Source organism: Streptomyces sp. NPDC048254, from assembly GCF_043201895.1.
Classification (GTDB): Bacteria; Actinomycetota; Actinomycetes; order Streptomycetales; family Streptomycetaceae; genus Streptomyces.
In genome coordinates this window covers 193,138-216,834 of record NZ_JBICZJ010000010.1, presented here as the reverse complement: position 1 = coordinate 216,834, position 23,697 = coordinate 193,138, and the positions used below count along the sequence as shown (strand labels likewise).

Here is a 23,697-nt window from a genome sequence, read left to right as displayed (position 1 = left end):
TCTGTACCCGGCCCAGGCTCATGACGAAGGAGTCCCGCCCACCATGACGGCATCCACCTCACCGCGCACCAGCATCGCTCACGGCGAATCGCGCATGCTCGTCGACGGCGCCCTGGTGGACGCCGTCGACGGCTCGACGTACGAGAACATCGATCCCGCCACCGAAGAGGTCCTCGGCCGGACCGCGGACGCGTCGGCCGCGGACATGGACCGCGCCGTCGCCGCGGCACGGCGGGCCTTCGACGAGACCGGCTGGTCTACCGACCACGCACTGCGCGCGCGCTGTCTCGAACAACTCCACCAGGCGCTCCAGGAGGAGAAGGAGACGATCCGCGCCGAGATCGTCGCCGAGGTGGGAGCGCCGGTCCTGACCACGCACATGGCACAGGTGGAGTGGCCGCTCTCGGACGGGCTGCGCTACCCGGCCGGTCTGATCGGCGACTTCGCCTGGGAGCGTGACCTCCCCGACACGGAGACCGCCGGCTGGACCAGCCATCGCAAGGTGGTCAAGGAAGCCGTCGGTGTGGTCGCCGCGATCGTCCCGTGGAACTTCCCGCTGGAAGTCGCCGTCAACAAGATCGGCCCCGCCCTGGCCGCCGGCAACTCGGTCGTGCTCAAGCCGGCCCCGGACACGCCGTGGAACGCGACCCGGCTGGGCAGGCTGGCAGCGGAGCGTACCGACATGCCTCCGGGCGTCTTCAACGTCGTACCCACATCGGACAACCGGGTCGCCGAGCGGCTGGTCACCGACCCCAGGGTCGACATGGTCTCCTTCACCGGCTCGACCGGGGTCGGCCGGCGCATCCTCGAACTGTCCGCGGCCACGCTGAAACGCACGATGCTGGAGCTGGGCGGCAAGTCGGCCATGGTCGTCCTGGACGACGCGGACTTCGCGCAGGTCATCCCCCAGTCCGCCGTGGCCTGTATGCACGCCGGGCAGGGCTGCGCCCTGACGACCCGGCTGCTCGTGCCGAGGACCCGCTACGCCGAAGCCGTCGAGATCGCGACCGCGACGTACGAGCAGGTGCCGTACGGAGACCCGGCCGATCCGGCGAACCTGGCCGGGCCGCTGATCAACGCACGGCAGCGCGAGCGGGTCCTCGGGTACATCGCGAAGGGCACGCAGGAGGGCGCCAGGGTCACGGTCGGCGGAGGCCGGCCCGAACACCTGCCACGGGGCTTCTACGTCCAGCCCACGGTGTTCGCGGAGGTCGACAACCGGATGGACATCGCCCAGCAGGAGATCTTCGGGCCCGTCCTCGTGGTCATCCCGTTCGACGACGACCAGGACGCCGTCCGGCTGGCCAACGACAGCCCCTACGGCCTGTCCGGCAGCGTCTACTCCGGCTCGGCGAAGCGGGCCGACCGCGTGGCCCGTGCCGTACGCAGCGGCACGATGAACGTGAACGGCGGCCTCTTCTACGGGCCGGACGCGCCCTTCGGGGGCTACAAGCAGAGCGGACTCGGCCGGCAGAACGGCCTGGAGGGGCTCGAAGGCTATCTGGAGACCAAGACGATCGGCTTCCGCTGAGCCGGTCGGCGCCAGGTCCCAGGAGCCGGTCGGTCGACGAGCACCGCCGCGTCAACGAGCCAGGAAAGGAACAGGCGATGGAGCCCATTCTCGAAGGTGTCAAGGTCGTCGAGCTCGCCTCGTGGAGTTTCGTCCCGTCGTCCGGGGCGGTCCTCGCGGACTGGGGTGCCGATGTGGTCAAGATCGAGCATCCGGAGACCGGAGACCCCCAGCGGGGTCTGATCAGTTCCGGTGTCGTCGCCGGTGCGGACGGCGTGAACCACTTCATCGAGCAGCCCAACCGTGGCAAGCGCAGCATCGGTCTCGATGTGTCCACTCCCGAGGGAATGAAGGTCCTGCACAGACTCGTCGAGCGGGCCGATGTCTTCGTGACCAATCTGCTGCCGGGTTCGCGGCAGCGGCTCGGGATCGACGTGGAGCAGATCCGGGCTGTCAATCCGAAGATCATCTACGCCCGGGGCAGCGGCTACGGCATCAGGGGTGACGATGCCGACCGCGGCGGTTACGACCTCGCGGCCTACTGGGCGCGCGGCGGGATCGGCGACGGCTACCTGACCTCCGACGACACCGAGTACCCGCCGGCCCAGCGGCCCGCGTTCGGCGACGTCTTCGGAGGTTTCGCGATCGCGGGCGGTATCGCCGCGGCCCTGTTCCGGCGCGAGAGGACCGGCACGCCCTCGGTCGTCGACGTCTCACTGCTCGGCGCCGCGGTCTGGCAGCTCGCTCCGGACATCGTGGGGTCCAAGCTCATCAACGCGCCCATCCCGAAGATGGACCTGGCGGAGGCGCCCAACCCGGTGACCAGCATCTACCGGACCGAGGACAACCGGTTCATCGCCCTCGTCCTGCTGCAGTCCGACCGGTTCTGGGCGGAGTTCTGCGCCCGCGTCGGCCGCCAGGATCTCGTCGAGGACGAGCGCTTCGCCGATGCCCGCGCCCGGTACACCCATCGCCGTGACTGCGTCGCCGAGCTGCGCCGCACCTTCGGGGCCAAACCGCTGAAGCACTGGCAGCAGAGCCTGGACGGATTCCGCGGCGTGTGGGACACCTTCCAGACCTCGCTGGAACTCCATGACGACCCGCAGGTGAAGGCGAACGGCTATCTGCCGCAGGTCACCGACGGCAACGGCAACACCTTCGCTCTGGCCGCCAACCCGGTGCAGTTCGACGAGACGCCGCCCAAGCTGCGCGCCGCGCCCGAACACGGCCAGCACACCGAGGAGTTGCTGCTCGAACTCGGCTACGAGTGGGAGCAGATCGTCGCGCTCAAGGAATCATCGGCGATTCTCTGACGGGCGATGGCAGGGGATGGCAGGGGACAGCGGAAGACGGGAGTTGACGGCATGAGTGATCCGATCAGGGTCGGGATCGTCGGGGTCGGCTGGGGTTCCATGGTCCAGGTGCCGGCCTTCCGAGCGGCCGGCGGCTACGAGGTCGCCGCGCTGTGCGCACGACGAGCGGAACGCGTGGCCGAGGCGGGCCGCCGCTGGGGCATCGCTGACGTGTCCACCGACTGGCGGGCCTTCGTCCAGCGGCCCGACCTCGACGTCATCTCCGTCTGTACGCCGACCGATCTGCACCACGACCAGGTGCTCACCGCGCTGAAGGCGGGCAAGCACGTGCTGTGCGAGAAGCCGGTGGCCGTCCACGAGCCCGAGGCCCGCGCGATGGCGGAAGCCGCGGAGGCGGCCGGTGTGGCGACCGCGGTGTGCTTCGAGAGCCGCTGGACCCGGGAGAAGCTGCCCGTCTGGGAGCGGGTCTCGGACGGCATGCTGGGTGACCCGTACTTCGCGCGGGTCGCCATCGCCGCCGACTACTGGCATCCCAGCCATCCCCTCCAGTCCGAGTGGATGTACCGCCTTGAGCACGGCGGTGGCTATCTGCTGGGCATGGCCGCGCACGACATCGACTTCCTGTGCTGTCTGTTCGGGGAACCGGAGGCGGTGTGCGCCGACGTACGCGCCACACTCCCGGCGCGGGTCCGTCCCGACGGCACCTCCTTCGCGGCCGACGCGGACGACACCGTGAGCCTGCTGCTGCGGATGCGGTCCGGGCTGCACGCCACGCTCAGCCTCACGGTGATGGGCCTGCACACCGACTCCCGGTACCGCTTCGAGGCCTTCGGGAGCGAGGGGGCGCTGGACATCGAGGGCACGCTCTTCGAGGGGCGGGTGCGGGCGGGCGGGGTCGGCGACGACGGGCTGCGGGAGGTGGCCGGCAGCGACCGGATGCCGCTAGACGGCGACGCGGACGCGATCCCGCAGCGCGGCCGGCGGGCCACTCCGATCCGTGCCCTCGCCCTCATGCTGGAGGACTGGTTGCCGGCCTTGCGCGGTGGCCGGGCCCCGGGCGTACCGACGTTGCGCGACGGCTGGCTGGTGCAGCGTGTCATCGACGCGGCGCGGCGGAGTTCGGCGGGCGAGGGCTGGGTGTCGCTGAACTGACCGCGGCAGGGGACATGGCAGGGGAGGGGGGGGGGGGGGGGGGGGGGGGGGGGGGGGGGCCCCCCCCCCCCCCCCCCCCCCCGCGGCCGTATGCCGGACACACCCCGTCGCCCGCCACACCCGTCTCTCCCACCCCTCTCTCCTGCCCGTCTCTCCTGCCCGTCATCTCCCGCCCGTCATCTCCCGCCCGTCTCTTTTCGCCAAAGGCCTCCCTCGCGCCCCACCCACACTCCAAACTGGCCGGTACGTCAGCAAGGACGGGCACACGGCCGGCCGGCACGAAGGGGCGCACGATGGTCCAGGACAACCCACCCCCGGACGCACGCCTGACCGAACTGCTGCGCACGCCCGCCGCCACCGCCTACCCGGCCCTCCAGGAACTGCGCGCCCGCCACCAGCCCGCGGTCCTCGGCTACGCCCGGCTCTGCACGACCGGTGACGCGGCGGCCCGCCGGCTCACCGCGGGGACCTTCGCCACCGCCGCCCGGGACATCGCGCGCGGCGCCGAACCGGTCGTCCCCCTGCGCCACCATCTGCTCCTGCTGACCGCGCGGCTGACCGCCGAGTGGGCACACGACGAACGCTCCGCCGCCCTGGATCCCACCCTCCTCCTCGTCCTGAACTCGACGGGCACCCCCGAGCCGCCCGCCCCGCCCCTGCTCACGGCCTTCCAGTCCCTGCCGTCCCGCACCCAGGGCCTGCTCTGGTACGGCGTACTGGACCAGGAACCCCCCGCCCGGACCGCCGCCCACCTGGGCCTGACCCCCGAGGACGTCCGGTACGACACCCAGCCCGCGCTCCAGTCCCTGGCGCAGGCCTGTCTGCGCAGCCGCCTGGCCGCCTCCGACGACCCGCGCTGCGCGGACTTCCGCCGGCTGATCGAGGAGTCGGTGCGCCCGGAGAACCCCCGGCACAGCGCCGACCTGCACGCGCACATGGCCCACTGCCCGTACTGCACGGCCGCGTTCGAGGACCTGACCGCGCTCCGGGACAGCCCGCGCACCACGCTGGCGGAGGGCCTGCTGCCCTGGGGCGGAACGGCCTACGTACGGCAGGAGAACCTGGCGGAGGCGCCCGCCGAGCCCGGCCCGGTGCGCGGACGCCGGTCCCCGTCCCGCCGCGCCCTGCTGACCTCCACGGCACTGGGCGTGGCCCTCGTACCGCTGCTGCTGGTGCTCCTGACCCGCCCGGCCTCGCACCCCCGGAACCCGGCGGCCGCGACACCGGCACCGCCCGCCACCCCGCAGGTGACCGTGACCGCGACGGCGACCCTCTCCCCGTCGCCCTCCCGCACGAAGCCGTCGCACAGCCCGACCCCGACCCCGACGCGCTCCGCCTCGCCGACCCCGTCGGCCGTCCTTACGCCCCCGGGCGCCGGCTACGCCCAGGTCGTGAACGCCGCCACCGGCCGCTGTCTGGACGTCCGGGACGGCGACTTCGACAACGGCACCGACGTCGTCACGGCCGCCTGCTCCGCCTCCGCCACCCAGCGCTGGCGGGTCGACGCGGACCGGGGCGTGCTGCAGTCCGCCGCGGACCCCGACTTCTGCCTGGACAGCCGGGGTTCGGTCGACAAGGGCGTGGGCATCTGGGAGTGCTCGTCGGTGGACGGCGACCACGGCGACAACCTGCGCTTCACGGTCGTCTACGACGGCGAGATCCGCCCGGAGATCGCCCTCGAGACGGCCCTCACCCCGAACGGCGACGACCAGCTGGCCCTGGACCCGGCGGACGACGGCACGGCCCAGCGCTGGCGGGCCGGGGCGAGCTGAGTCAGCCGACGGCCCGGACGCCCCTGCGCCACACCCCGGCGACCAGCGGAACCCCGGGCCGGTAGGCGAGGTGGACGTGGCTGGGGGCGTCCAGCAGGGTCAGGTCGGCGTAGGCGCCCGGGCTGAGGCGGCCGATGTCGTCCCTCCGCAGGGCCTGCGCGCCGCCCGCCGTCGCCGCCCACACGGCCTCGTCCGGGGTCATGCGCATGTCCCGGACGGCCAGGGCGACGCAGAAGGGGACGGAGGAGGTGAAGGAGGAGCCCGGGTTGCAGTCCGTGGACAGGGCCACGGTCACGCCCGCGTCGAGAAGGCGGCGGGCGTCCGGCCACTCGGCGCGGGTGGAGAACTCGGCGCCCGGGAGGAGGGTGGCGACCGTCGCGCTGTGGGCGAGGGCGTCCACGTCCGCGTCCGTGAGGTGGGTGCAGTGGTCGGCGCTCGCCGCGTCCAGTTCGACGGCCAGCTGGACGCCGGGGCCGTAGGAGAGCTGGTTGGCGTGGATGCGCGGGGTCAGGCCCTTCGCCTTGCCCGCCGTGAGGATCGCGCGGGCCTGGTCGCCGTCGAAGGCGCCCTTCTCGCAGAAGACGTCGATCCAACGGGCGTACGGGGCACAGGCGTCGAGCATCTCGCCGGTGACCAGGGAGACGTAGGCGGCCGGGTCGTCGGCGTAGTCCGGGGCGACGATGTGGGCGCCGAGGTAGGTCACCTCGTCGGTGTGGGCGGCGGCGATGCGCAGGGCCCGGGCCTCGTCCTGGACCGTCAGGCCGTAGCCCGACTTCGTCTCGAAGGTGGTGGTGCCCTGGCGGAGGGCCTCCGCGAGGTAGTGGGTGAGGTTCGCCTCCAGCTCCGCGTCGGTCGCGGCGCGGGTGGCGGCGACGGTGGTGCGGATACCGCCCGCGGTGTACGACCGGCCGGACATCCGGGCGTTGAACTCCTGGGTGCGGTCGCCCGCGAAGACCAGGTGGGAGTGGGAGTCCACGAAGCCCGGCAGCACCGCCCGGCCGCCCGCGTCGACCCGGTTGTCAGTGGCGGGTGCTTTGCTGGATTCACCGGTCCACACGACACGGTCGCCGTCGATGACGACGGCCGCGTCCCGGACCAGACCGAGAGGGGAGTTGTCACCGAGGGAGGGGTCGTTGGTGACCAGCGTGGCGATGTTGGTGATGACGGTGCTGCTGCTCATGGTGTCCTCGTGGGTGGTCGTCAGGCGCGGAGGGCTTCGACGGCCCGCGCGAGGGCTTGCGGCGCATCGGGTACGAGGGTGTGCGCACCGTCTCGTACGACGTGCCGTCCGCCCACGACCGTGTGCCGTACGTCCGCTGCCGTCGCCGCGAATACGGCCGTCTCGGCGCCCAGCCGGGGCAGCGGCCCTGCCGTTCTGACCGAGTCGAGCGCGATCGTCGTCAGGTCGGCGAGCATGCCGGTCTCGATGGTGCCCGCGTCCTCCCAGCCGAGGGCGGCGTGGCCGTCGGCGGAGGCGGCGCGCAGCAGGGCCGCGGCCGTCCAGTGGCCCCGGGTGCGGGTGCGCAGCCGCTCGTTCAGCTCCATCGCGCGGGCCTCTTCGAGCAGGTCGATGACGGCGTGGCTGTCGGAGCCGAGGGAGAGCGGCGAGCCCGCCCGCTGGAGGGCGACGGCCGGTCCGATGCCGTCGGCCAGGTCCCGTTCGGTGGTCGGGCACATGCAGGTGCCGGTGCCGGAGCCGCCGAGCAGCGCGATGTCCTCGTCGGTGAGGTGGGTGTTGTGGACGCCGGTGGTGCGCGGGCCGAGGACACCGTGGTCGGCGAGCAGGCGGGTGGGGGTGCGGCCGTGGGCGGCCAGGCAGGCGTCGTTCTCCGCCGTCTGCTCGGACAGGTGCACATGGAGCGGGGCCCGCCGCTCCTCGGCCCAGCGGGCCACGGTCGCCAACTGGCCGGCGGGCACGGCCCGTACGGAGTGGATGGCCGCCCCGATCCGCGCGTGATCCCGTTCCTTGAGAACTGAACAGCGTTCGGCCCAGGCCTCCGCGCTGCCGTCGGAGAAGCGCAGCTGGTGGGCGTTGGGCGGCTCGCCACGGTGCTCGCTCAGGATGCCGGAGGAGAGGTAGGCGGTGTCGAGGAGGGTGATCCGGATCCCGGCCTCGGCGGCGGCCGCGATCAGCGCCTCGCCCATGGCGTTGGGGTCGGCGTACGGGGTGCCGCCGGGGGCGTGGTGGACGTAGTGGAACTCGCCGACGCAGGCGATGCCCGCCAGCGCCATCTCGGCGTACACCGCGCGGGCGAGCGCGTGGTAGGTCTCCGGGGTCAGCCGGTCGGCGAAGGAGTACATCAGCTCGCGCCAGGTCCAGAAGGTCCCGGAGCCGACCTGGACCGTGCCGCGCAGGGCGCGGTGGAAGGCGTGCGAGTGGGCGTTGGCCAGGCCGGGGAGGGTGAGACCGCGGAGGATCTCGGCCCCCGGCGGCGGGGTGGGGGTGTCCGTGCGGACGGCGGTGATCCGGCCGTCCGCCACCTCCACGGCGACACCGGGCTCGACATACGTGTCCAGCCAGGCGTACTCCAACCAGTACGTCGTCCGTGTCGTCACCCGCAGGCCAGCCCTTCCAGTACGTCGGCGAGCGCGCTCACCCCGGCCACGCAGTCGTCCTCGGCCGCGAACTCGGCCGGGGAGTGCGAGACACCGGTGGGGTTGCGCACGAACAGCATGGCGGTCGGGATGCTCCCGGAGAGGATCCCGGCGTCGTGTCCCGCACCGGTGCCCAGGACGGGCACCGTGAGACCGGTGTCCCGGCCGAGCACACGGCCCAGTTCGTCGCGCAGGGCGTGGTCGAACTCGACGACCGGGGTGAAGGACTCCCGGACCACGTCGAGATCGATGCCGTGCGCCTGCGCGTACTCCCGGGCCGCCTTCTCGATGCCGCCGACGACGGTGTCGAGGGTGGCCTGGTCGGCGGCACGGGAGTCGAGCCAGCCGCGCACCAGGGAGGGGATGGCGTTGACGCCGTTCGGCTCGACGGCGATCTTCCCGAAGGTGGCGACGGCACCGGCGAGTTCGGCCTCGCGGCGGGCGGCGAGCACGGTCTCGGCGTACGACAGCATGGGGTCGCGCCGGTCGGCCAGCCGGGTGGTGCCGGCGTGGTTGGCCTCGCCGCGGAAGTCGAACCGCCAGCGTCCGTGCGGCCAGATGGCACTGGCGATGCCGACCCGGTCCCCGCTCAGGTCCAGTGCCCGGCCCTGCTCGACGTGCAGTTCGACGAAGGCGCCGATGCGGGCGAGCCGCTCGGGGTCGGCGCCGATGGCGTCGGGGTCGTAGCCGGCGGCCTCCATGGCCCGCGGCAGGGTGACCCCGTCGCCGTCGGTCAGCCGGTGCGCCTGCTCGACGGTGAGCTGCCCGGCGGTGAGCCGTGACCCGACACAGGCGAGCCCGAACCGGGCGCCCTCCTCGTCACCGAAGTTGACGATGGCGAGGGGCCTCGTGAACTCCGCCCCCCTGCTGCGGAGTTCGTCGAGCGCGGCGAAGGAGGACACGACACCGAGGGGTCCGTCGAAGGCCCCGCCGTCCGGAACGGAGTCCAGATGCGACCCGGTGACGACGGCGTCCCCGGCGGCGGGATCCCCCAGCCAGGCCCACTGGTTCCCGTTCCGGTCGACCTCGTACGTCAGCCCACGCGCCTCGGCCTGCTCCTTGAACCAGCCGCGGCACTCGGCATCGGCCCCGGTCCAGGCGAAGCGCCGGTAGCCGCGGGAGTCGGGATGCCGGCCGACGGGGAGCAGCTCCCGCCACATGGAGTGGAAGGAGCCACCACCGCTCACCGGCTGTACGGGCCGTGCCGCCGCAGGCTGTGCCTTCGTCACGCCTGCTCGCCCTCACGCATCGGCACCCGCACGCCCCGCTCGGCCGCCACCGACTCCGCGATGTCGTACCCGGCGTCCACGTGCCGGATGACGCCCATCCCGGGGTCGTTCGTCAGTACCCGGCGGATCTTCTCGCCGGAGAGCTTCGTACCGTCGGCCACCGTCACCTGCCCCGCGTGGATGGAGCGCCCCATGCCCACCCCACCGCCGTGGTGGATGGAGACCCAGGACGCGCCCGAGGCCACGTTCACCATGGCGTTCAGCAGCGGCCAGTCGGCGATCGCGTCGGACCCGTCCAGCATGGCCTCCGTCTCGCGGTAGGGCGAGGCCACGGAGCCGCAGTCGAGGTGGTCGCGGCCGATCGCCAGCGGCGCCGCCAGCTCGCCGCTCGCCACCATGTCGTTGAACCGCTCGCCGGCCTTGTCCCGCTCGCCGTAGCCGAGCCAGCAGATACGCGCCGGCAGGCCCTGGAAGTGGACCCGCTCACCGGCCAGCTTGATCCAGCGGTGCAGGGACTCGTTCTCCGGGAAGAGGTCGAGGATCGCCTTGTCGGTCTTGGCGATGTCGGAGGCCTCGCCGGACAGGGCGGCCCAGCGGAAGGGGCCCTTGCCCTCGGAGAAGAGGGGGCGGATGTAGGCGGGGACGAAGCCGGGGAAGGCGAACGCCCGCTCGTACCCGGCGAGCTGGGCCTCGCCGCGGATCGAGTTGCCGTAGTCGAAGACCTCGGCACCGGCGTCCATGAAGCCGACCATGGCCTCGACGTGCTTGGCCATGGACTCCCGGGCGCGGGTCGTGAAGCCCGCCGGGTCCTTGGCGGCGGCGTCGGCCATGTCCTCGAAGGCGATGCCCACCGGCAGATAGGCGAGGGGGTCGTGCGCCGAGGTCTGGTCGGTGACGATGTCGATGGGGGCACCCTCGGCCAGCATCTGCGGAAGCAGCTCCGCCGCGTTGCCGAGCAGGCCGATGGAGAGCGGGCGGCGGGCGTCGCGAGCCTCGACGGCGAGCTGGAGGGCGTGCGCGAGCGAGTCGGCGCGGACGTCGAGGTACCGGTGCTCGATACGGCGCTCGATGGCACGCGGGTCGACGTCGATACAGATCGCGACGCCGTCGTTCATGGTGACGGCGAGCGGCTGGGCGCCACCCATGCCGCCGAGGCCGGCGGTGAGGGTGATGGTCCCGGCGAGGGTGCCGTTGAACTTCTTGGCGGCGACGGCGGCGAAGGTCTCGTAGGTGCCCTGGAGGATGCCCTGGGTGCCGATGTAGATCCAGGAGCCGGCGGTCATCTGGCCGTACATGGTCAGGCCGAGGGCCTCCAGACGGCGGAACTCCTCCCAGTTGGCCCAGTCGCCGACCAGGTTGGAGTTGGCGATGAGGACGCGCGGCGCCCACTCGTGGGTCTGCATCACGCCGACCGGGCGGCCGGACTGGACCAGCATGGTCTCGTCCTGCTTGAGGGTGCGCAGCGTGCGGACCATGGCGTCGAAGGAACGCCAGTCGCGGGCGGCCTTGCCGGTGCCGCCGTAGACGACGAGCTTGTCGGGGTGCTCGGCGACCTCGGGGTCGAGGTTGTTCTGCAGCATCCGCAGGGCGGCTTCCTGCTGCCATCCCAGGGCGCTCAGTTCCGTACCGCGCGGTGCTCGTACGGGGCGGGGTCCTGACATGGTCTGCCTCCTTGCGAATGACGGCCAGTGAAGTGTTCCTGCGGTTATTCGGTTATTCACATCCTGGCCCGCTGAATAGAACTAGTCAATACATTGGTCCGCCAGCGCGGCCGCGTTCCGGGTGTTTGGCTGGACTTATGGGCCTTAAGGGTGCGGACGACGACATGTCGGGGGACGTCGCGGTGGACGACGAAGCGGACAACGAAGCGGAGAACGAGACGAGCGAAGGAGCGTGCGACGAGGTGGGCAGGGATGACGGTGAGCGGGTGGTGCGGCGGGACGACGCCGTGCGGGCGGCGGTGGAGCAGGGACTGCTGGGGCCGGACGCGCCGATCGTAGGCCTGCTGGACGTGACCGGCATCCGTGCCTCGGCGGCGGCGCTGCGCCAGGCGTTCGAGGCGGTCGCGGCGCCCGGCACGCCGATCCTGCACGCTTTCGCGGTGAAGGCGAACCCGCTGGTGCCGGTGGTGCGGCTGCTGGCCGGGGAGGGCATCGGCGCCGAGGTGGCCAGCGCGGGCGAGCTGGCGCTGGCGCGGGCGGCCGGGGTACCGGTGGAGCGGACGGTGTTCGACGCGCCCGCGAAGACCGAGGCGGAGCTGCGCGAGGCGCTGGCGCTGGGCATCGCCGTGAACGCGGACAATCCGCAGGAGCTGCGGCGCATCGACGCGCTCATGGGCTCGGCCCGCTCCCGCTCGCCGCTCGGGATCCGGGTGAACCCGCAGATCGGGGCCGGGAGCATCGGCGCCACCTCCACCGCGACGGCGACCTCGAAGTTCGGGGTGGGGCTGCGGGACGAGGGGGCGCGGGAGTGGGTCGTGCGGGCGTTCGCGGAGCGGCCGTGGCTGACGCGGCTGCACGCGCACATCGGCTCGCAGGGGATCTCGCTGTCGCTGCTGGCGCGGGGCGTGGCGGAGACGTACGCGCTGGCCGAGGAGATCAACGCACGGATCGGGCGGCGGCAGATCGACACCCTCGACATCGGCGGCGGGTTGTCGGTCAACCTCGCGTCGGAGACGACGGAGCCGACGTACGCGCAGTACGCGCGGCTGCTCGCGGAGGCGGTGCCGGGGCTGTTCGACGGGCGGTACGGGCTGGTGACGGAGTTCGGGCGGTCGCTGCTGGCCCGGTACGGGACGGTGGTGAGCCGGGTGGAGTACGTCAAGAGCTCCGGCGGGCGGCGGATCGCGGTGACGCACGCGGGCGTACAGGTGGCGGCGCGGACGGTGTACGTGCCGGGGACCTGGCCGCTCAGGATCGCCGCGTACGACGCCAAGGGACGGCCCAAGGAGGGCCCGGCGGTGGTGCAGGACGTGGCGGGGCCGGCCTGTTTCACGGGCGACCTGCTCGCCGAGGGACGCGCGCTGCCGCCGCTGGAGCAGGGCGACCACGCGGCCGCGCTGGACACCGGGGCGTACTACTTCGGCACCCACTACTCCTACAACTCCCTTGTCCGGCCCGGGGTTTACGGCTTCCTACCGGACGGCGACGGAGGCGTGGCGTTCACCGTCGTACGGGATCCGCAGACGGTCGCGGAGATCGTGGCCGATTCCGGAGGGGCGCACGCCGACGCGCTCACCACCCCGCGCACCACCGGAAGCCGTTGAGGCACCCGGAACAGAGGGATCAACTGGCGTGAAAAGCAGCCCAGTTGACCAACACTAGTCTGCCGCAAGCATGTTCCACTGGAAAATGCCAAACGCATCCCTCCCGTCGACACGTTGCGTAGTGTCTGCGTCACTCAACCGGAGAGCCAGGCGGTGGGAGGGGAGCCACGGTGCCCGGAATCGACGAGTGCCTACTGGAAGCGATGCGACTGCCCGGTGCCCGGGGGGCCGCGTTGGTCGACTGGACGAGCGGGCTGGCCCTGGGCACGGTCGGAGAGGCGCCCGGCGGTGACCACGAGACCACCGCCGCGGAGGCCGCCGAGCTGGCCCGGCTGGCCGCCGAGCACGGGGCGTTCAGCACGGAGGACGACACCGAGGTGAGCCCTCCGGTGGAGGACCTGATCGTCAGCAACCGGGACAGCTACCACCTGCTGCGGTTCGTGGTCACGTCCTTCGACGCCACGGTGTTCCTGCATCTGTGGCTGGCCCGCGAGGACGGCAATCTCGCCCTCGCCCGGATCCGGCTCGGCGAGATGGCCGAGCGGCTGGTGCTGGGATGACCGTGGTCGAGATACCTCCGCCGCTGCCGGTCCGGGACCGGGCGGCCCCGCACGACGGGGCGGCCGGCGCGCTCTCGCCGATGCTGATACGCCTCGCCGACGAGCGGGCCACCGGAGTCCTGGTCCGTGAGCACGGCACCCTGCACCTGGCCGAGGGCCGAGTGGTGCACGCCGAGAGCCCCCTCGCACCCGGCCTCGACGTGCTCCTCACGGCCCACGGCACGCTCGACCCGGCGGTCTGGCCCTGGACCGACGACATACCCGCCGCGGTGCACCGGCTGCTCGACGCCGGTCTGCTGCCGAGAGGCGCCCTGGAACTGTGCCGCCTCGGCGCCCTGTACGACGCCGGGTACTTCGCGCTCGCGCCCAGCAGCACCCCGGGCCGGTTCCGCTACGGCACCCCGGCCGCCGCCGGCCCGTTCCCGGCGGTCCCCGTCACCGAACTGGAGCGGGAGACCCTGCGCCGCCGCGAGCTGCTGTACCGGATCTGGCCCGACCAGTCCACGGACGGCGCCCCGCTGATCCGCGCCGACCCGGTCGCGGCACCGCCGGTCACCCAGCGCCAGCGGGCGGTCCTGGACCGGGTGGACGGCGTCCGCACGGCCCCGGAGATCGCCCGGGAGCTGGGCCGGCCGGCCTTCCACACCCTGGTGGACATACGGCGGCTGGCGGCGGCCGGACTCCTCGCCCCGAGGAGCACCACGGCCGCCCCACCCCGGCTCCCCCCGGTCACCGACCCCGACATCGCGCTGCTGAAGAGGCTCAGGGATGCGCTGGAGGCCCTTTGAACGGCACCGCCCCGCCGAGAGGAGACAGCTGATGGCGGCAGAACCCGGCAGCTCCGACAGAGAGACCGTCCTCGACGAACTACGCCGGTTACGCACCCGGATGCCCCAGCTCACCGGCGCCCTCGCGGCCGGCGTGGACGGCCTGGTCGTCGCGCACGACTGCCCGGGGGTCGACCCGGAGGGCCTCGCCGCCCTGACCGCGGCCGAGCTCGGCGTCGCCGTGCGGGTGTCCGACGCCACCGGCAAGGGCGAGCTGAAGGAGCTGCTGGTACGCGGCGAGGACGGCTATGTCGCCACCTACGCGGCAGGCCGCAGCGCCGTACTCACCCTGCTCGCCGAGGACCGGGTGAACGTCGGCCGGCTCCACCTGGAGGGCCGCCGGGCCGCCGCCCGCATCGGAGAACTGGTCGACGCCGCCGAGGCCGCCGCCAAGGCCCTGCGCCCGGCCCGCACCACACCAGCCACACGGACCAGAACCACGCGCACGCCACGGACCAGCACCACCACCGACGCGCGCACCGCAACCGACAGTTGAAAGGAAACAGAAAGTCATGGCCAACACCGAAACCGCGCTGAAAGAGGCCCTCACCTCCATCGAGGGCGCCACCGGCGTCGCGCTCGTCGACTACACCACCGGCATGGCGCTGGGCACGATGGGCGGCAGCAAGACCTTCGACCTCAACGTGGCCGCCGCCGGCAACACGGACGTGATCCGTGCCAAGATGCGCACCATGGAGCACCTGGGGCTCAAGGGCGAGATCGAGGACATCCTGATCACGCTCTCCACCCAGTACCACCTGATCCGGCTGCTCAAGGGCCGGGGCGGCAACGGCCTCTTCCTCTACCTGGTCCTGGACATCTCCCGGTCCAACCTGGCGATGGCCCGGCACCAGCTGCGGAAGATCGAGGAGGACCTGGAGGTCTGACCTCCGGGTCCCGGGTTCACACCAGTGCCGCGGTGCGGCGGCGGGCCCCGCCCGGGGCCGCGTCGCCCGCCGCGATGCCGGTACCGCGGTAGGCCTTGACGGCCTTGCCGACCGGGCGGCCGCCGCACCCGTCGAGCCAGTCGACGCGCAGCCACACCAGCTGCTCCTCGGCCCGCTCGCGGCGGCCCAGCCAGGCCGCCTTCAGCCGCAGCCCGGTGCCGGTCCCGGCGAGCAGCATGCCGCCGGCGGCCGGCACCGCGAAGGCGCTGCCGAGCGCCACGGCCCAGGCCAGCAGCAGCCACCAGCGGTGCCCCCGGCGCCAGTTGCGCACGGTCACCGCCCGGTCCTGGAGCACATCGTGCTTGCCGGCCCGGGCGGCCCCGTGCAGCAGCGCGGTGTACCGCTTGCGGCGGGTGAGCGCCACGACGGCGGCGCCGACGATGAACAGCGCGGCCCCGGCCATGACGCCGATCCGGCGCCCGGTGATCCCCTCGGGCAGCACGCCGATCCCGGCCGCGAACACCCCGAACCACCACAGCGGGGCGGCCCCGGCCCGTACGACCACGGCCACCCGGGCCAAGCCCTGCCCGCCCCGTGTCCCTCGTCCCGCACGCGCCATGTCCGCCGCCTCCTCGCCTGTCCGTCCGTAGGGCGGGACGCTAACCACAGAACGTGAGACGAGTCTTAAAGCGGGCTATTCGACGAACAGCCCCCGGGCCGCCGCCCGCGCGTCGAACTCCTCCAGGCGGGCCTGCGCGTCCGGCAGGTCGTCGGCCATCGCCTCCAGGAGCACCCGGCCCAGCAGCATCGGCGCGCACGCCGTGTCGAAGGCCAGCCCGGTGCCGACGGCGGCCGGCAGCAGCAGGTCGGAGACCTTGGCCACCGGCGCGAAGGCGGAGTCGGCGACGGTCACGACGGTCAGCCCGGCCGTCCTCGCATAGCCCAGGGTGTCCACGACCTCGCGCGGATGCCGGGGCAGCGCGAAGCACAGCAGCGCCGTCGCACCCGCCCGTACGGCCGCGTCGATACGGTCGTGGATCATCGTGCCGCCCTCGTGGAGCAGCCGGACGTCCGGGTGCACCTTGGCGGCGAAGTAGGCGAAGCCGTACGCCTGCGAGGCGGCGGCCCGCAGTCCGAGCACCGGCAGCGGCCGGGACGCGGCCAGCACCCGGCCGGCCTGCTGCACCGGGCGCGGGTCGGCGAGCACCTCGGCGAGGTGCCGCAGGTTCTCGATCTCGGCCTCGACGGCCTGCTGGTACTCGTTGTACGACCCGTTGCCGGCCGCCTGTTCGGCGGGGACCACCTCGCGCAGGTGCTTGCGCAGCGCCGGGTAGCCGTCGAAGCCGAGGGCGACCGCGAACCGGGTCACGGACGGCTGGCTGACCCCGGCCAGTTCGGCCAGCTCCACGCTGGACAGGAAGGGCACGTCGGCGGCGCGCCGCACCATGCTGTGCGCGATGCGCCGTTGGGTCGGCGTGAGCCGGTGCCCCTCGAAGAGCGCCTGCAACCGTGTCGCAGGGCTGTCGGTCACGTTCATGACGTGCTCCCCCTCCAGATGTCCGTGAACCGGTCGAGCAGCCCGGCCGCCGCCGTGACGTCGTCCGTGAGCGGCCGGTCGGCCGGGTCCGCCTCGAGGACCGCCTCGGCGAGCTCCAGCGCCAGCCCCACCCCCAGCCCGGGTTCGGGCCTCAGGTCGCGCTGGCGCAGCGCCCGTACGGCGGCGACGAGTTCGCAGCCGACCACCAGACGGTACGCACGGCAGGCGCGCAGCGTTTGACGGGCGGCGAGCGAGGCGAAACTGGCCTGCTCCTCGACGCCTCGGGAGAGTACAGCGTGCCCGAGGGAGGCGGGCGCGGAGAAGGCGCGCAGATCGCCGAGGGCGGCGCCGGCGGCGTACTCCAGGATCATCACGCCGGAGGAGGCGGGCTCCGGGTCGGCGAGGAAGGGGCGCAGGCGGGTGAAGGCGGGCTCGTTGAGGGAGGAGAGCCGGGAGGTGGACAGGCGCGCGACCTGGGTGACGGCGAGCCGGAAGTGGTCCAGGGCGAGGGCGAGTTGGGCCTGGTAGAAGCCGCCGTGGTGGTAGGCGGCGAGGTCCTCGGACGAGATGAGGGGGTTCTCGGCGGCCGCGTTGATCTCGATCGCGAGGACCTGTTCCAGGGCGTCGGCGGCGTCCAGCGCGGGGCCGTGGATCTGGGGCACGCAGCGGAAGCCGTAGGGGTCCTGGATACGGCCGAGCGGCGGGGTGGGCCGGTCGGCGGCGCCGATCAGCTCCCGCATCCGGCGGGCGACCTCGACGCTGCCCCGGTGCGGGCGGGCCGCGTGCACGGGGGCCGCGTAGGCCTCGTGGGAGCCGTCGACGGCGAGCAGTGACAGGGCCGCGACGACCTGGGTGGCCTCGATCAGCCCGCGCAGCTCGTGCAGGGCGAGCGCGGACTGGCCGAGGGTGAGGGCGTTGCTGCTGATCAGGGCGAGGGCGTCGTTGTTGTCCAACGGCTGGGGATCCGGGGCCTTCTCGCCCCGCCAGGGGTGTTCCCCGGCCAGCGCCAGGCCCACCTGGGCCAGCGCGGCGATGTCCCCGGTGCCGACCGAGCCGAACTCGTTGACGACCGGATGCGCTCCCGCCTCCAGCGCCTCGCACAGGGCGGTGACGACGGTCGGCCGCAGTCCCGCGCCGCCCGCCAGCAGCTGGTTGGCCCGCACCGCGAGCATCGCGCGCACCTGCCGGGCGGGCAGTTCCTCGCCGATCGCCCCGGCATGGCTGCGCAGCAGCCGCAGCCCGTGTCCGGCGGCGGCCTCGGTGGGCACGTCCTCGTTCCGGTTGGCGCCGACGCCGGTCGAACGGCCGTAGACGCGGCCGGTGGCCGCGATCTGCCGGGCGGCGTTCCAGGACGCGTCCGCGCGCCGCATCCCGTCCGTGCCGGGGACCGGCCGGGCGGCACCGTCGGCGAGTCGTACGACATCCTCGACGCCCATTCCGATGCCGTCGAGGATCACCAGGCCGGAATGTTCTGTTCCGGGTGCGTCCACGATGCGAGACGACAACACGCCCAAACTCCCCTCAATCCGGACACCTGATCTTGCGTTGCGGTCATCCGTTACCTCGGATTAACGCCAGACCGTTGACAAGCTATTCACCTACGAAGAACTCTGCATGACGTTATACAGCCGGGCAAGGGACATCTCATGATCCAGTTCGACGCGGTCCACAAGCGCTTCCCCAACGGCACGACAGCAGTAAACGATCTCTCCCTGGAGATGCCGGAGGGCGGGGTGACCGTCCTGGTCGGCTCCTCCGGCTGCGGCAAGACCACCACCCTGCGGATGATCAACCGGATGGTCGACCCGACCTCCGGCACCATCCGGGTCGGCGGCAAGGACATCCTCGACCAGGACGCGGCCGAACTGCGCCGCTCCATCGGGTACGTCATCCAGCAGGCCGGGCTCTTCCCGCACCGCACGGTGCTCGACAACATCGCCACCGTCCCGCTGCTGCTCGGCTGGAACCGGAAGAAGGCCCGCGCCCGCGCCGCCGAGCTCCTGGAGACCGTGGGCCTCGCCGCCGACTCCGGCAAGCGCTACCCGCACCAGCTCTCCGGCGGCCAGCAGCAGCGCGTCGGCGTGGCCCGCGCACTCGCCGCCGACCCGCCGGTACTGCTGATGGACGAGCCGTTCGGCGCGGTCGACCCGGTGGTCCGCGCCCAGCTCCAGGACGAACTGCTCCGGCTCCAGAAGGAGCTGAACAAGACCATCGTCTTCGTCACCCACGACATCGACGAGGCGGTCCGGCTCGGCGACCGGATCGCCGTCTTCCGCACCGGCGGCCACCTCGTCCAGTGCGCCCCGCCCGCCGAGCTGCTGGCCCGCCCGGCCGACGACTTCGTCGCCGACTTCCTGGGCGCGGAACGGGGACTGAAGCTGCTGTCCCTCAAGACCCTCGCCGACGTCCCGCAGGGCCCGGCACCCCAGGGCGACTGGACCCTGGCGCTCGACCCGGCGGGCAAGCCCCTGCACTGGCGGTCCAAGGACGCCGAACTCCCCCTGCGGCCGCTCAGGGACGGCGACTCCCTGCTGGCGGCGCTCGACGAGTCCATCGCCTCCCCCACCGGGCTCATAGCCCGGGTCGACGCGGACGGCGTCCTCACCGGCGTCTCGTCCCGCGACGACATCCACGCGCACGCCGGCCAGGCGCACACCGAGGCCCGGGTGGTGGCGGCATGACCATCGACTGGTCGTGGATAGGCGACCACACCGACGACCTCACCAGCCTCACGTTCTCCCATCTCCAGGCGGCGATGACGGCCGTCTTCCTCGGCCTGCTGATCTCGCTCCCGCTCGCGGTCCTCGCCCACCGGGTCCGTCCCCTGCGCGGCTTCCTGCTCGGCCTCTCGAACGTGCTTTTCACGATCCCGTCGATCGCGATCTTCGTCCTGCTGCTGCCGATCAGCGGCCTGACCCGCACCACCACGGTCATCGGCCTCACCGTCTACACGCTGGTCGTGCTGCTGCGGAACACGGTCGAGGGGCTGGACTCGGTCCCCGCGAAGACCAAGGAGGCGGCCAAGGCGATGGGCACCCGCCCGCTGCGCACCCTCCTCACGGTCGAGTTCCCGCTGGCCCTTCCCGTGATCATGGCGGGCGTCCGGATCGCCACGGTCATGTCCATCTCGCTGGTGAGCGTCGCCACCTACATCGGCGACGGCGGCCTCGGCCAGCTCTTCACCGACGGCTTCCAGCGCGACTTCCCGACCCCGGTGATCGCGGGCGTGGTGCTCACGATCCTGCTCGCGGTGGTCGGCGACGCCCTGCTGGTGGCCCTCCAGTACGTCCTCACCCCGTGGCGCAGGAGGCGAGCCTGAGATGTACGAGCTGTTCAAGAACCTCGGCACCTGGCTGACCAGCGGTTCCCAGTGGGCCGGCCCGGACGGCATCGGCCACCGGCTCGCCGAGCACCTCCAGTACTCGCTGCTGGCGACCCTGATCGCCGCCGCGATCGGCCTCCCGATCGGCCTGCTGATCGGCCACACCGGCAAGGGCGCGTTCGTCGCCATCAACCTGGCGTCCTTCGGCCGCGCCCTGCCCACCGTCGGCCTGGTCGTCCTGGTCTTCCTGGCCGGCGGTCTGTCGATGCTGCCGGTGTACGTGGCGCTGGTCGCCCTCGCCGTGCCGGCGATCGTCACCAACACCTACGCCGGGATGACGGCCGTCGACCCGGACGTCCGCGACGCCGCCCGCGGCCAGGGCATGCGCGGCCACCAGGTCCTCTTCCAGGTCGAACTGCCGCTGGCACTCCCCCTGATCATGACGGGCCTGCGCCTCGCGCTCATCCAGGTCGTGGCCACCGCGACCATCGCCGCGTACGTCTCCTTCGGTGGCCTCGGCCGCTACGTCTTCGACGGACTCGCCCAGCGCGACCTCGTCCAGGTGCTCGGCGGCGCGGTGCTGGTCGCGGTCGTCGCCATCGCCCTGGATCTGCTGCTGAGCAGCCTCCAGCGCTTCCTCTTCCGCCACCGCACTGCCTAGGGACCCTTCGATGAACCGACGCACTCTCCTCGGCGGCCTCTTCGCGGCGGCCTCCGTCCCCGCCCTCTCCGCCTGCTCCGGCGGCATCACCTCCCTGAACGAAAGCAGCGGTTCGGCCGCCGGCGGCGGCTCCAGCAAGAGCGGGATCACCATCGGCACCGCCAACTTCACCGAGAACCAGGTGCTCGGCTACCTCTACGCGGCCGCCCTCAAGGCCGCCGGCGTGAAGGTGAAGGTCCGCCCCAACCTCGGCACCCGGGAGATCGTGATCCCCGCGCTCAAGGCCGGCGACATCGACCTGCTGCCCGAGTACCAGGGCGCCCTCCTCAACTACCTGGCCCCGAAGGACACCTCGGCGGACCCGGGCACCATGCAGAACGCGCTGGCGATCGCCCTGCCCAGCGGCCTCCAGGTGCTCCCCTACGGGCAGGCCGCCGACTCCGACTGCTTCGTCGTCACCCGGGCGACCGCGCGGAAGTACGGCCTGACCTCGCTGGCCGACCTGGCCAAGCAGAACGGGCAGCTGGTCATCGGCGCGGCCCCCGAGGTGAAGAAGCGCCGGGTGGGCGCCATCGGCCTCCAGGACGTGTACGGCGTCCAGTTCAAGGAGTTCAAGTCGCTGGACTCGGACGGGCCGCTGGTCAAGGGCGCCCTGAAGAAGGGCGACGTGGACGTGGCCAACCTCTTCACCACCGACACCGACATCGCGGCCAACGACTGGGTGGTGCTGACCGACCCCAAGAACCTGGTCCCCAGCCAGCACATCGTCCCGCTGATCGCCGACCGCAAGGCCGACTCCACGGTCCGCAAGGCCCTCGCCCGGCTCGGCAACCTCCTCACCACCGAACAGCTCACCCAGCTCAACAGCCAGGTGGACAACGACAAGAAGGACCCGGAGGACGTGGCGGACGCGTACGCCAAGGAGCACGGGCTGACCTGATCACGAAGCCGTATCGCATGATCGATGAGCCGATGACGGAAGCACCAAATGTCCGCAAACAGGCACACGGAGTAATCGTGCGTGTGCTTACGGTGAGGAGGTGTCAACAGCACCGCACCGGAACTCTGTGAACTCTGAGGAAGCGTCATGGCCTCGAACCGCAGGGCCTTTCTGACCGCCACCGCCACCGCGACCGCCGTCGGCGCGCTGGCCGTCGCCCCCACCCCGGCGACGGCCGGCACCGGCCGACCGCACTCCCCCGCTCCCGCCACCGCCACCGCCGCCCTGGACGAACTCCTCGCCGGCAACCGGCGGTACGCGGCCGGCCGCCCGCGCCGCCCGCACGACATCGTCGGCCACCGCCGGCTGCTGGCCGGCGGACAGCACCCGTTCGCCGTCGTCCTCGGCTGCATCGACTCCCGGGTCGTCCCCGAGCTGGTCTTCGACCAGGGCCTCGGCGACCTGCTGTGCATAAGGACGGCCGGGCAGGTGCTGGACGAGGCCGTGCTCGGTTCGATCCAGTACGGCGTGGAGGAACTGCGCGTCCCGCTGGTCGTGGTGCTCGGCCACGAGCGCTGCGGGGCCGTCGCCGCCACCCTCGGCCGGCTGCGCACCGGCGCATCCGTCCCCGGCCACCTGGAACTCCTCGTCGAGGAGATCACCCCGGCCGCCCGCCGCACCAGGGCGCTGCCCGGCGACTGGGCCGAGCACACCATGCGGGCGCACACGGCCTGGGTGCGGGACGCGATCCGCGCGGACCCCGCGTTCGCGGGGGCGTCGGTGGTCGCGGCACGGTTCGACCTGGACAGCGGGCTGGTGTCGCTGCTGCCCTGAGGGCGGGCCCCCGGGGAATTGCGGGGGCTTACCCCAGTGCGCCGAGCGCCCCGGCTCCCTACCGTGGGCGCCATGACGGACGCGCATGACACCGACCTGAAGAAGGACCTCGCCGCCACCCTGCACGCCCGCAGGGAACTGGGGCCCGAGTACGAGTCGGAGCTGGCCGACTCCTTCGTGGAGAAGATCGACCAGCGCATCGACGGCGCGGTGGAGCGCCGGCTGCGCAGGACCCTGGCCGAGCAGCAGCTCCAGGTGGCCCGGGGCGCGCGGCGCGGCAAGGGCACCGACTCCTGGGGAGAGCGGTTCGGTTTCGCGATCGTCTCACTGGTGCTGGCGGTCCCGCTGTCGGCGCTCGGCGGCACGTTCGGCGGCACGACCGGCCTGATCGCCACCTGGCTCGGCATCGTCGGCGTGAACATGGCCCAGGCGGTCCGCGTCAACCCGGGCGTGTTCCGCCACTCCGACCGCGAGGACTGACCCGCGACCCCGCGGGTCACACCTGCCGGGTCGGCAGGACGACGACCTGCCGCAGGTTGACGTGCCGGGGCCGGCTCGTCACATAGCCCACCAGGTCGGCGATGTCCTCGGCGGCCAGCGAGCCCATCCCCTCGAACATGCCGCCCAGTTGCTCCCGCAGTTCGGCCGACCCGATGTGGTCGGCCAGTTCGGTCTCCGTCAGCCCCGGTTCGACGTTGGTGACCCGCACGTCACGCGGCCCGAACTCGGTGCGCAGCAGCTGCGAGAGATGGGTGACGGCGGCCTTGGTGGCGCCGTACACCGCGTAGGTGGGGAAGACGCCGTGCGCGCCGACGGACGACACATTGACGAGATCGGCGGTACGGCCCTGCGCCGCGGCTGCCACCAGGTCCCCGGTGAAGGCCCGCAGCACCCGCAGCACGCCGGTCACATTGGTGTCGATCATGCGCTGCCACTCGTCGAGCCGGCCGTCGTCGATCGGGTGGGGCAGCATCACACCGGCGTTGTTGACGACGAGGTCGACGGTGCCGTAGGCCGCGTGCACGGCGTCCGCCGCCGCCTGTACGGACGCGTCGTCGGTGACGTCGGCGGTGACGGCGAGGGCCTGACCGCCGTTCGCCCGGATCTTCGCCACGACGGTCTCCAGCCGGTCCGCGCGCCGGGCGAGCAGCGCCACCCGGGCGCCCGACTCGGCGAGCCGCAGGGCGACGGCCGCCCCGATCCCGCTGGCGGCTCCGGTGACGACCGCGGTACGGCCGGACAGGTTGTCGTACGACATGAGGTACTCCCTGGTCAGTGCCGCCGGGCAGGCCC

General features: G+C 72.5%; 23 protein-coding genes. 15 read left to right on the top strand and 8 right to left on the bottom strand.

The window, feature by feature from the left end; translation table 11 throughout:
- The first annotated feature begins 43 nt into the window (after window positions 1–43).
- The 4 genes from ACGFZQ_RS27820 (at window position 44) to ACGFZQ_RS27805 (ending at window position 5,747) form a co-directional block, all read left to right on the top strand.
- A complete protein-coding gene (locus ACGFZQ_RS27820) occupies window positions 44–1,531 on the top strand; it encodes an aldehyde dehydrogenase family protein (protein ID WP_393842590.1) in 1,488 nt (495 codons plus the stop codon).
- Window positions 1,532–1,608: 77 nt separating this feature from the next.
- Window positions 1,609–2,823, top strand: a complete 1,215-nt coding sequence (locus ACGFZQ_RS27815; RefSeq protein WP_393842589.1) for a CaiB/BaiF CoA transferase family protein — start codon at window positions 1,609–1,611, stop codon at window positions 2,821–2,823.
- Window positions 2,824–2,874: 51 nt separating this feature from the next.
- Window positions 2,875–3,975 (top strand): Gfo/Idh/MocA family protein, encoded by a 1,101-nt coding sequence (locus ACGFZQ_RS27810; protein ID WP_393842588.1) that lies wholly within the window; start codon window positions 2,875–2,877, stop codon window positions 3,973–3,975.
- Window positions 3,976–4,268: 293 nt separating this feature from the next.
- Entirely contained in the window at window positions 4,269–5,747 is a 1,479-nt protein-coding gene (locus tag ACGFZQ_RS27805; protein ID WP_393842587.1) for a ricin-type beta-trefoil lectin domain protein, read from the top strand.
- 1 nt (window position 5,748) lies between these two features.
- Here ACGFZQ_RS27805 and hutI read toward each other — a convergent pair whose 3' ends face one another.
- From hutI to hutU, 4 genes are all read right to left on the bottom strand, one after another.
- On the bottom strand, window positions 5,749–6,927 hold the full coding sequence (gene hutI, locus ACGFZQ_RS27800; RefSeq protein ID WP_393842586.1) for an imidazolonepropionase: 1,179 nt from the start codon (window positions 6,925–6,927) through the stop codon (window positions 5,749–5,751).
- Between the two features lie 20 nt (window positions 6,928–6,947).
- Entirely contained in the window at window positions 6,948–8,309 is a 1,362-nt protein-coding gene (locus ACGFZQ_RS27795) for a formimidoylglutamate deiminase (RefSeq protein ID WP_351739177.1), read from the bottom strand.
- Window positions 8,300–9,502: an allantoate amidohydrolase gene (locus tag ACGFZQ_RS27790; protein ID WP_393842796.1), complete on the bottom strand. Its 1,203-nt coding sequence runs from the start codon at window positions 9,500–9,502 to the stop codon at window positions 8,300–8,302. Before ACGFZQ_RS27790 ends, ACGFZQ_RS27795 begins: the two co-directional genes overlap by 10 nt.
- A gap of 65 nt (window positions 9,503–9,567) precedes the next feature.
- On the bottom strand, window positions 9,568–11,232 hold the full coding sequence (gene hutU, locus ACGFZQ_RS27785; RefSeq protein ID WP_393842585.1) for a urocanate hydratase: 1,665 nt from the start codon (window positions 11,230–11,232) through the stop codon (window positions 9,568–9,570).
- Between the two features lie 164 nt (window positions 11,233–11,396).
- Here hutU and ACGFZQ_RS27780 point away from each other — a divergent pair, with 164 nt between their 5' ends.
- The 5 genes from ACGFZQ_RS27780 (at window position 11,397) to ACGFZQ_RS27760 (ending at window position 15,110) form a co-directional block, all read left to right on the top strand.
- Complete coding sequence (locus ACGFZQ_RS27780) at window positions 11,397–12,836, top strand: diaminopimelate decarboxylase (RefSeq protein WP_393842584.1); 1,440 nt, start codon at window positions 11,397–11,399, stop codon at window positions 12,834–12,836.
- 170 nt (window positions 12,837–13,006) lie between these two features.
- Entirely contained in the window at window positions 13,007–13,396 is a 390-nt protein-coding gene (locus ACGFZQ_RS27775; protein ID WP_089102296.1) for a hypothetical protein, read from the top strand.
- On the top strand, window positions 13,393–14,184 hold the full coding sequence (locus tag ACGFZQ_RS27770) for a transcriptional regulator (RefSeq protein ID WP_393842583.1): 792 nt from the start codon (window positions 13,393–13,395) through the stop codon (window positions 14,182–14,184). The genes ACGFZQ_RS27775 and ACGFZQ_RS27770 overlap by 4 nt, the downstream gene beginning before the upstream one ends.
- Before the next feature lie 31 nt (window positions 14,185–14,215).
- On the top strand, window positions 14,216–14,719 hold the full coding sequence (locus ACGFZQ_RS27765) for a roadblock/LC7 domain-containing protein (protein ID WP_351706482.1): 504 nt from the start codon (window positions 14,216–14,218) through the stop codon (window positions 14,717–14,719).
- Between the two features lie 16 nt (window positions 14,720–14,735).
- Window positions 14,736–15,110 (top strand): hypothetical protein, encoded by a 375-nt coding sequence (locus tag ACGFZQ_RS27760; protein WP_351738766.1) that lies wholly within the window; start codon window positions 14,736–14,738, stop codon window positions 15,108–15,110.
- Window positions 15,111–15,126: 16 nt separating this feature from the next.
- Here ACGFZQ_RS27760 and ACGFZQ_RS27755 read toward each other — a convergent pair whose 3' ends face one another.
- The 3 genes from ACGFZQ_RS27755 to ACGFZQ_RS27745 form a co-directional block, all read right to left on the bottom strand.
- A complete protein-coding gene (locus ACGFZQ_RS27755) occupies window positions 15,127–15,729 on the bottom strand; it encodes a hypothetical protein (protein ID WP_393842582.1) in 603 nt (200 codons plus the stop codon).
- 75 nt (window positions 15,730–15,804) lie between these two features.
- Window positions 15,805–16,647, bottom strand: a complete 843-nt coding sequence (locus tag ACGFZQ_RS27750; RefSeq protein ID WP_351738771.1) for a MurR/RpiR family transcriptional regulator — start codon at window positions 16,645–16,647, stop codon at window positions 15,805–15,807.
- Window positions 16,644–18,152 carry an aromatic amino acid ammonia-lyase gene (locus ACGFZQ_RS27745; RefSeq protein WP_382541008.1) on the bottom strand — a complete coding sequence of 503 codons (1,509 nt, stop codon included), beginning with the start codon at window positions 18,150–18,152 and terminating at the stop codon, window positions 16,644–16,646. Before ACGFZQ_RS27745 ends, ACGFZQ_RS27750 begins: the two co-directional genes overlap by 4 nt.
- A 141-nt stretch (window positions 18,153–18,293) precedes the next feature.
- Here ACGFZQ_RS27745 and ACGFZQ_RS27740 point away from each other — a divergent pair, with 141 nt between their 5' ends.
- From ACGFZQ_RS27740 to ACGFZQ_RS27715, 6 genes are all read left to right on the top strand, one after another.
- Window positions 18,294–19,328 (top strand): ABC transporter ATP-binding protein, encoded by a 1,035-nt coding sequence (locus ACGFZQ_RS27740; protein WP_393842581.1) that lies wholly within the window; start codon window positions 18,294–18,296, stop codon window positions 19,326–19,328.
- On the top strand, window positions 19,325–19,966 hold the full coding sequence (locus tag ACGFZQ_RS27735) for an ABC transporter permease (RefSeq protein WP_393842580.1): 642 nt from the start codon (window positions 19,325–19,327) through the stop codon (window positions 19,964–19,966). Before ACGFZQ_RS27740 ends, ACGFZQ_RS27735 begins: the two co-directional genes overlap by 4 nt.
- A 1-nt stretch (window position 19,967) precedes the next feature.
- Window positions 19,968–20,630, top strand: a complete 663-nt coding sequence (locus ACGFZQ_RS27730; protein WP_351738780.1) for an ABC transporter permease — start codon at window positions 19,968–19,970, stop codon at window positions 20,628–20,630.
- A 10-nt stretch (window positions 20,631–20,640) separates the two neighbouring features.
- Window positions 20,641–21,570 (top strand): ABC transporter substrate-binding protein, encoded by a 930-nt coding sequence (locus ACGFZQ_RS27725; RefSeq protein ID WP_393842579.1) that lies wholly within the window; start codon window positions 20,641–20,643, stop codon window positions 21,568–21,570.
- A 147-nt stretch (window positions 21,571–21,717) separates the two neighbouring features.
- On the top strand, window positions 21,718–22,404 hold the full coding sequence (locus ACGFZQ_RS27720) for a carbonic anhydrase (protein ID WP_393842578.1): 687 nt from the start codon (window positions 21,718–21,720) through the stop codon (window positions 22,402–22,404).
- A 72-nt stretch (window positions 22,405–22,476) separates the two neighbouring features.
- A complete protein-coding gene (locus tag ACGFZQ_RS27715; RefSeq protein WP_393842577.1) occupies window positions 22,477–22,884 on the top strand; it encodes a hypothetical protein in 408 nt (135 codons plus the stop codon).
- Window positions 22,885–22,900: 16 nt separating this feature from the next.
- Here the strand turns inward: ACGFZQ_RS27715 and ACGFZQ_RS27710 are convergent, their stop codons facing one another.
- Window positions 22,901–23,662 (bottom strand): SDR family oxidoreductase, encoded by a 762-nt coding sequence (locus tag ACGFZQ_RS27710; protein WP_382540946.1) that lies wholly within the window; start codon window positions 23,660–23,662, stop codon window positions 22,901–22,903.
- Window positions 23,663–23,697 lie beyond the last annotated feature (35 nt).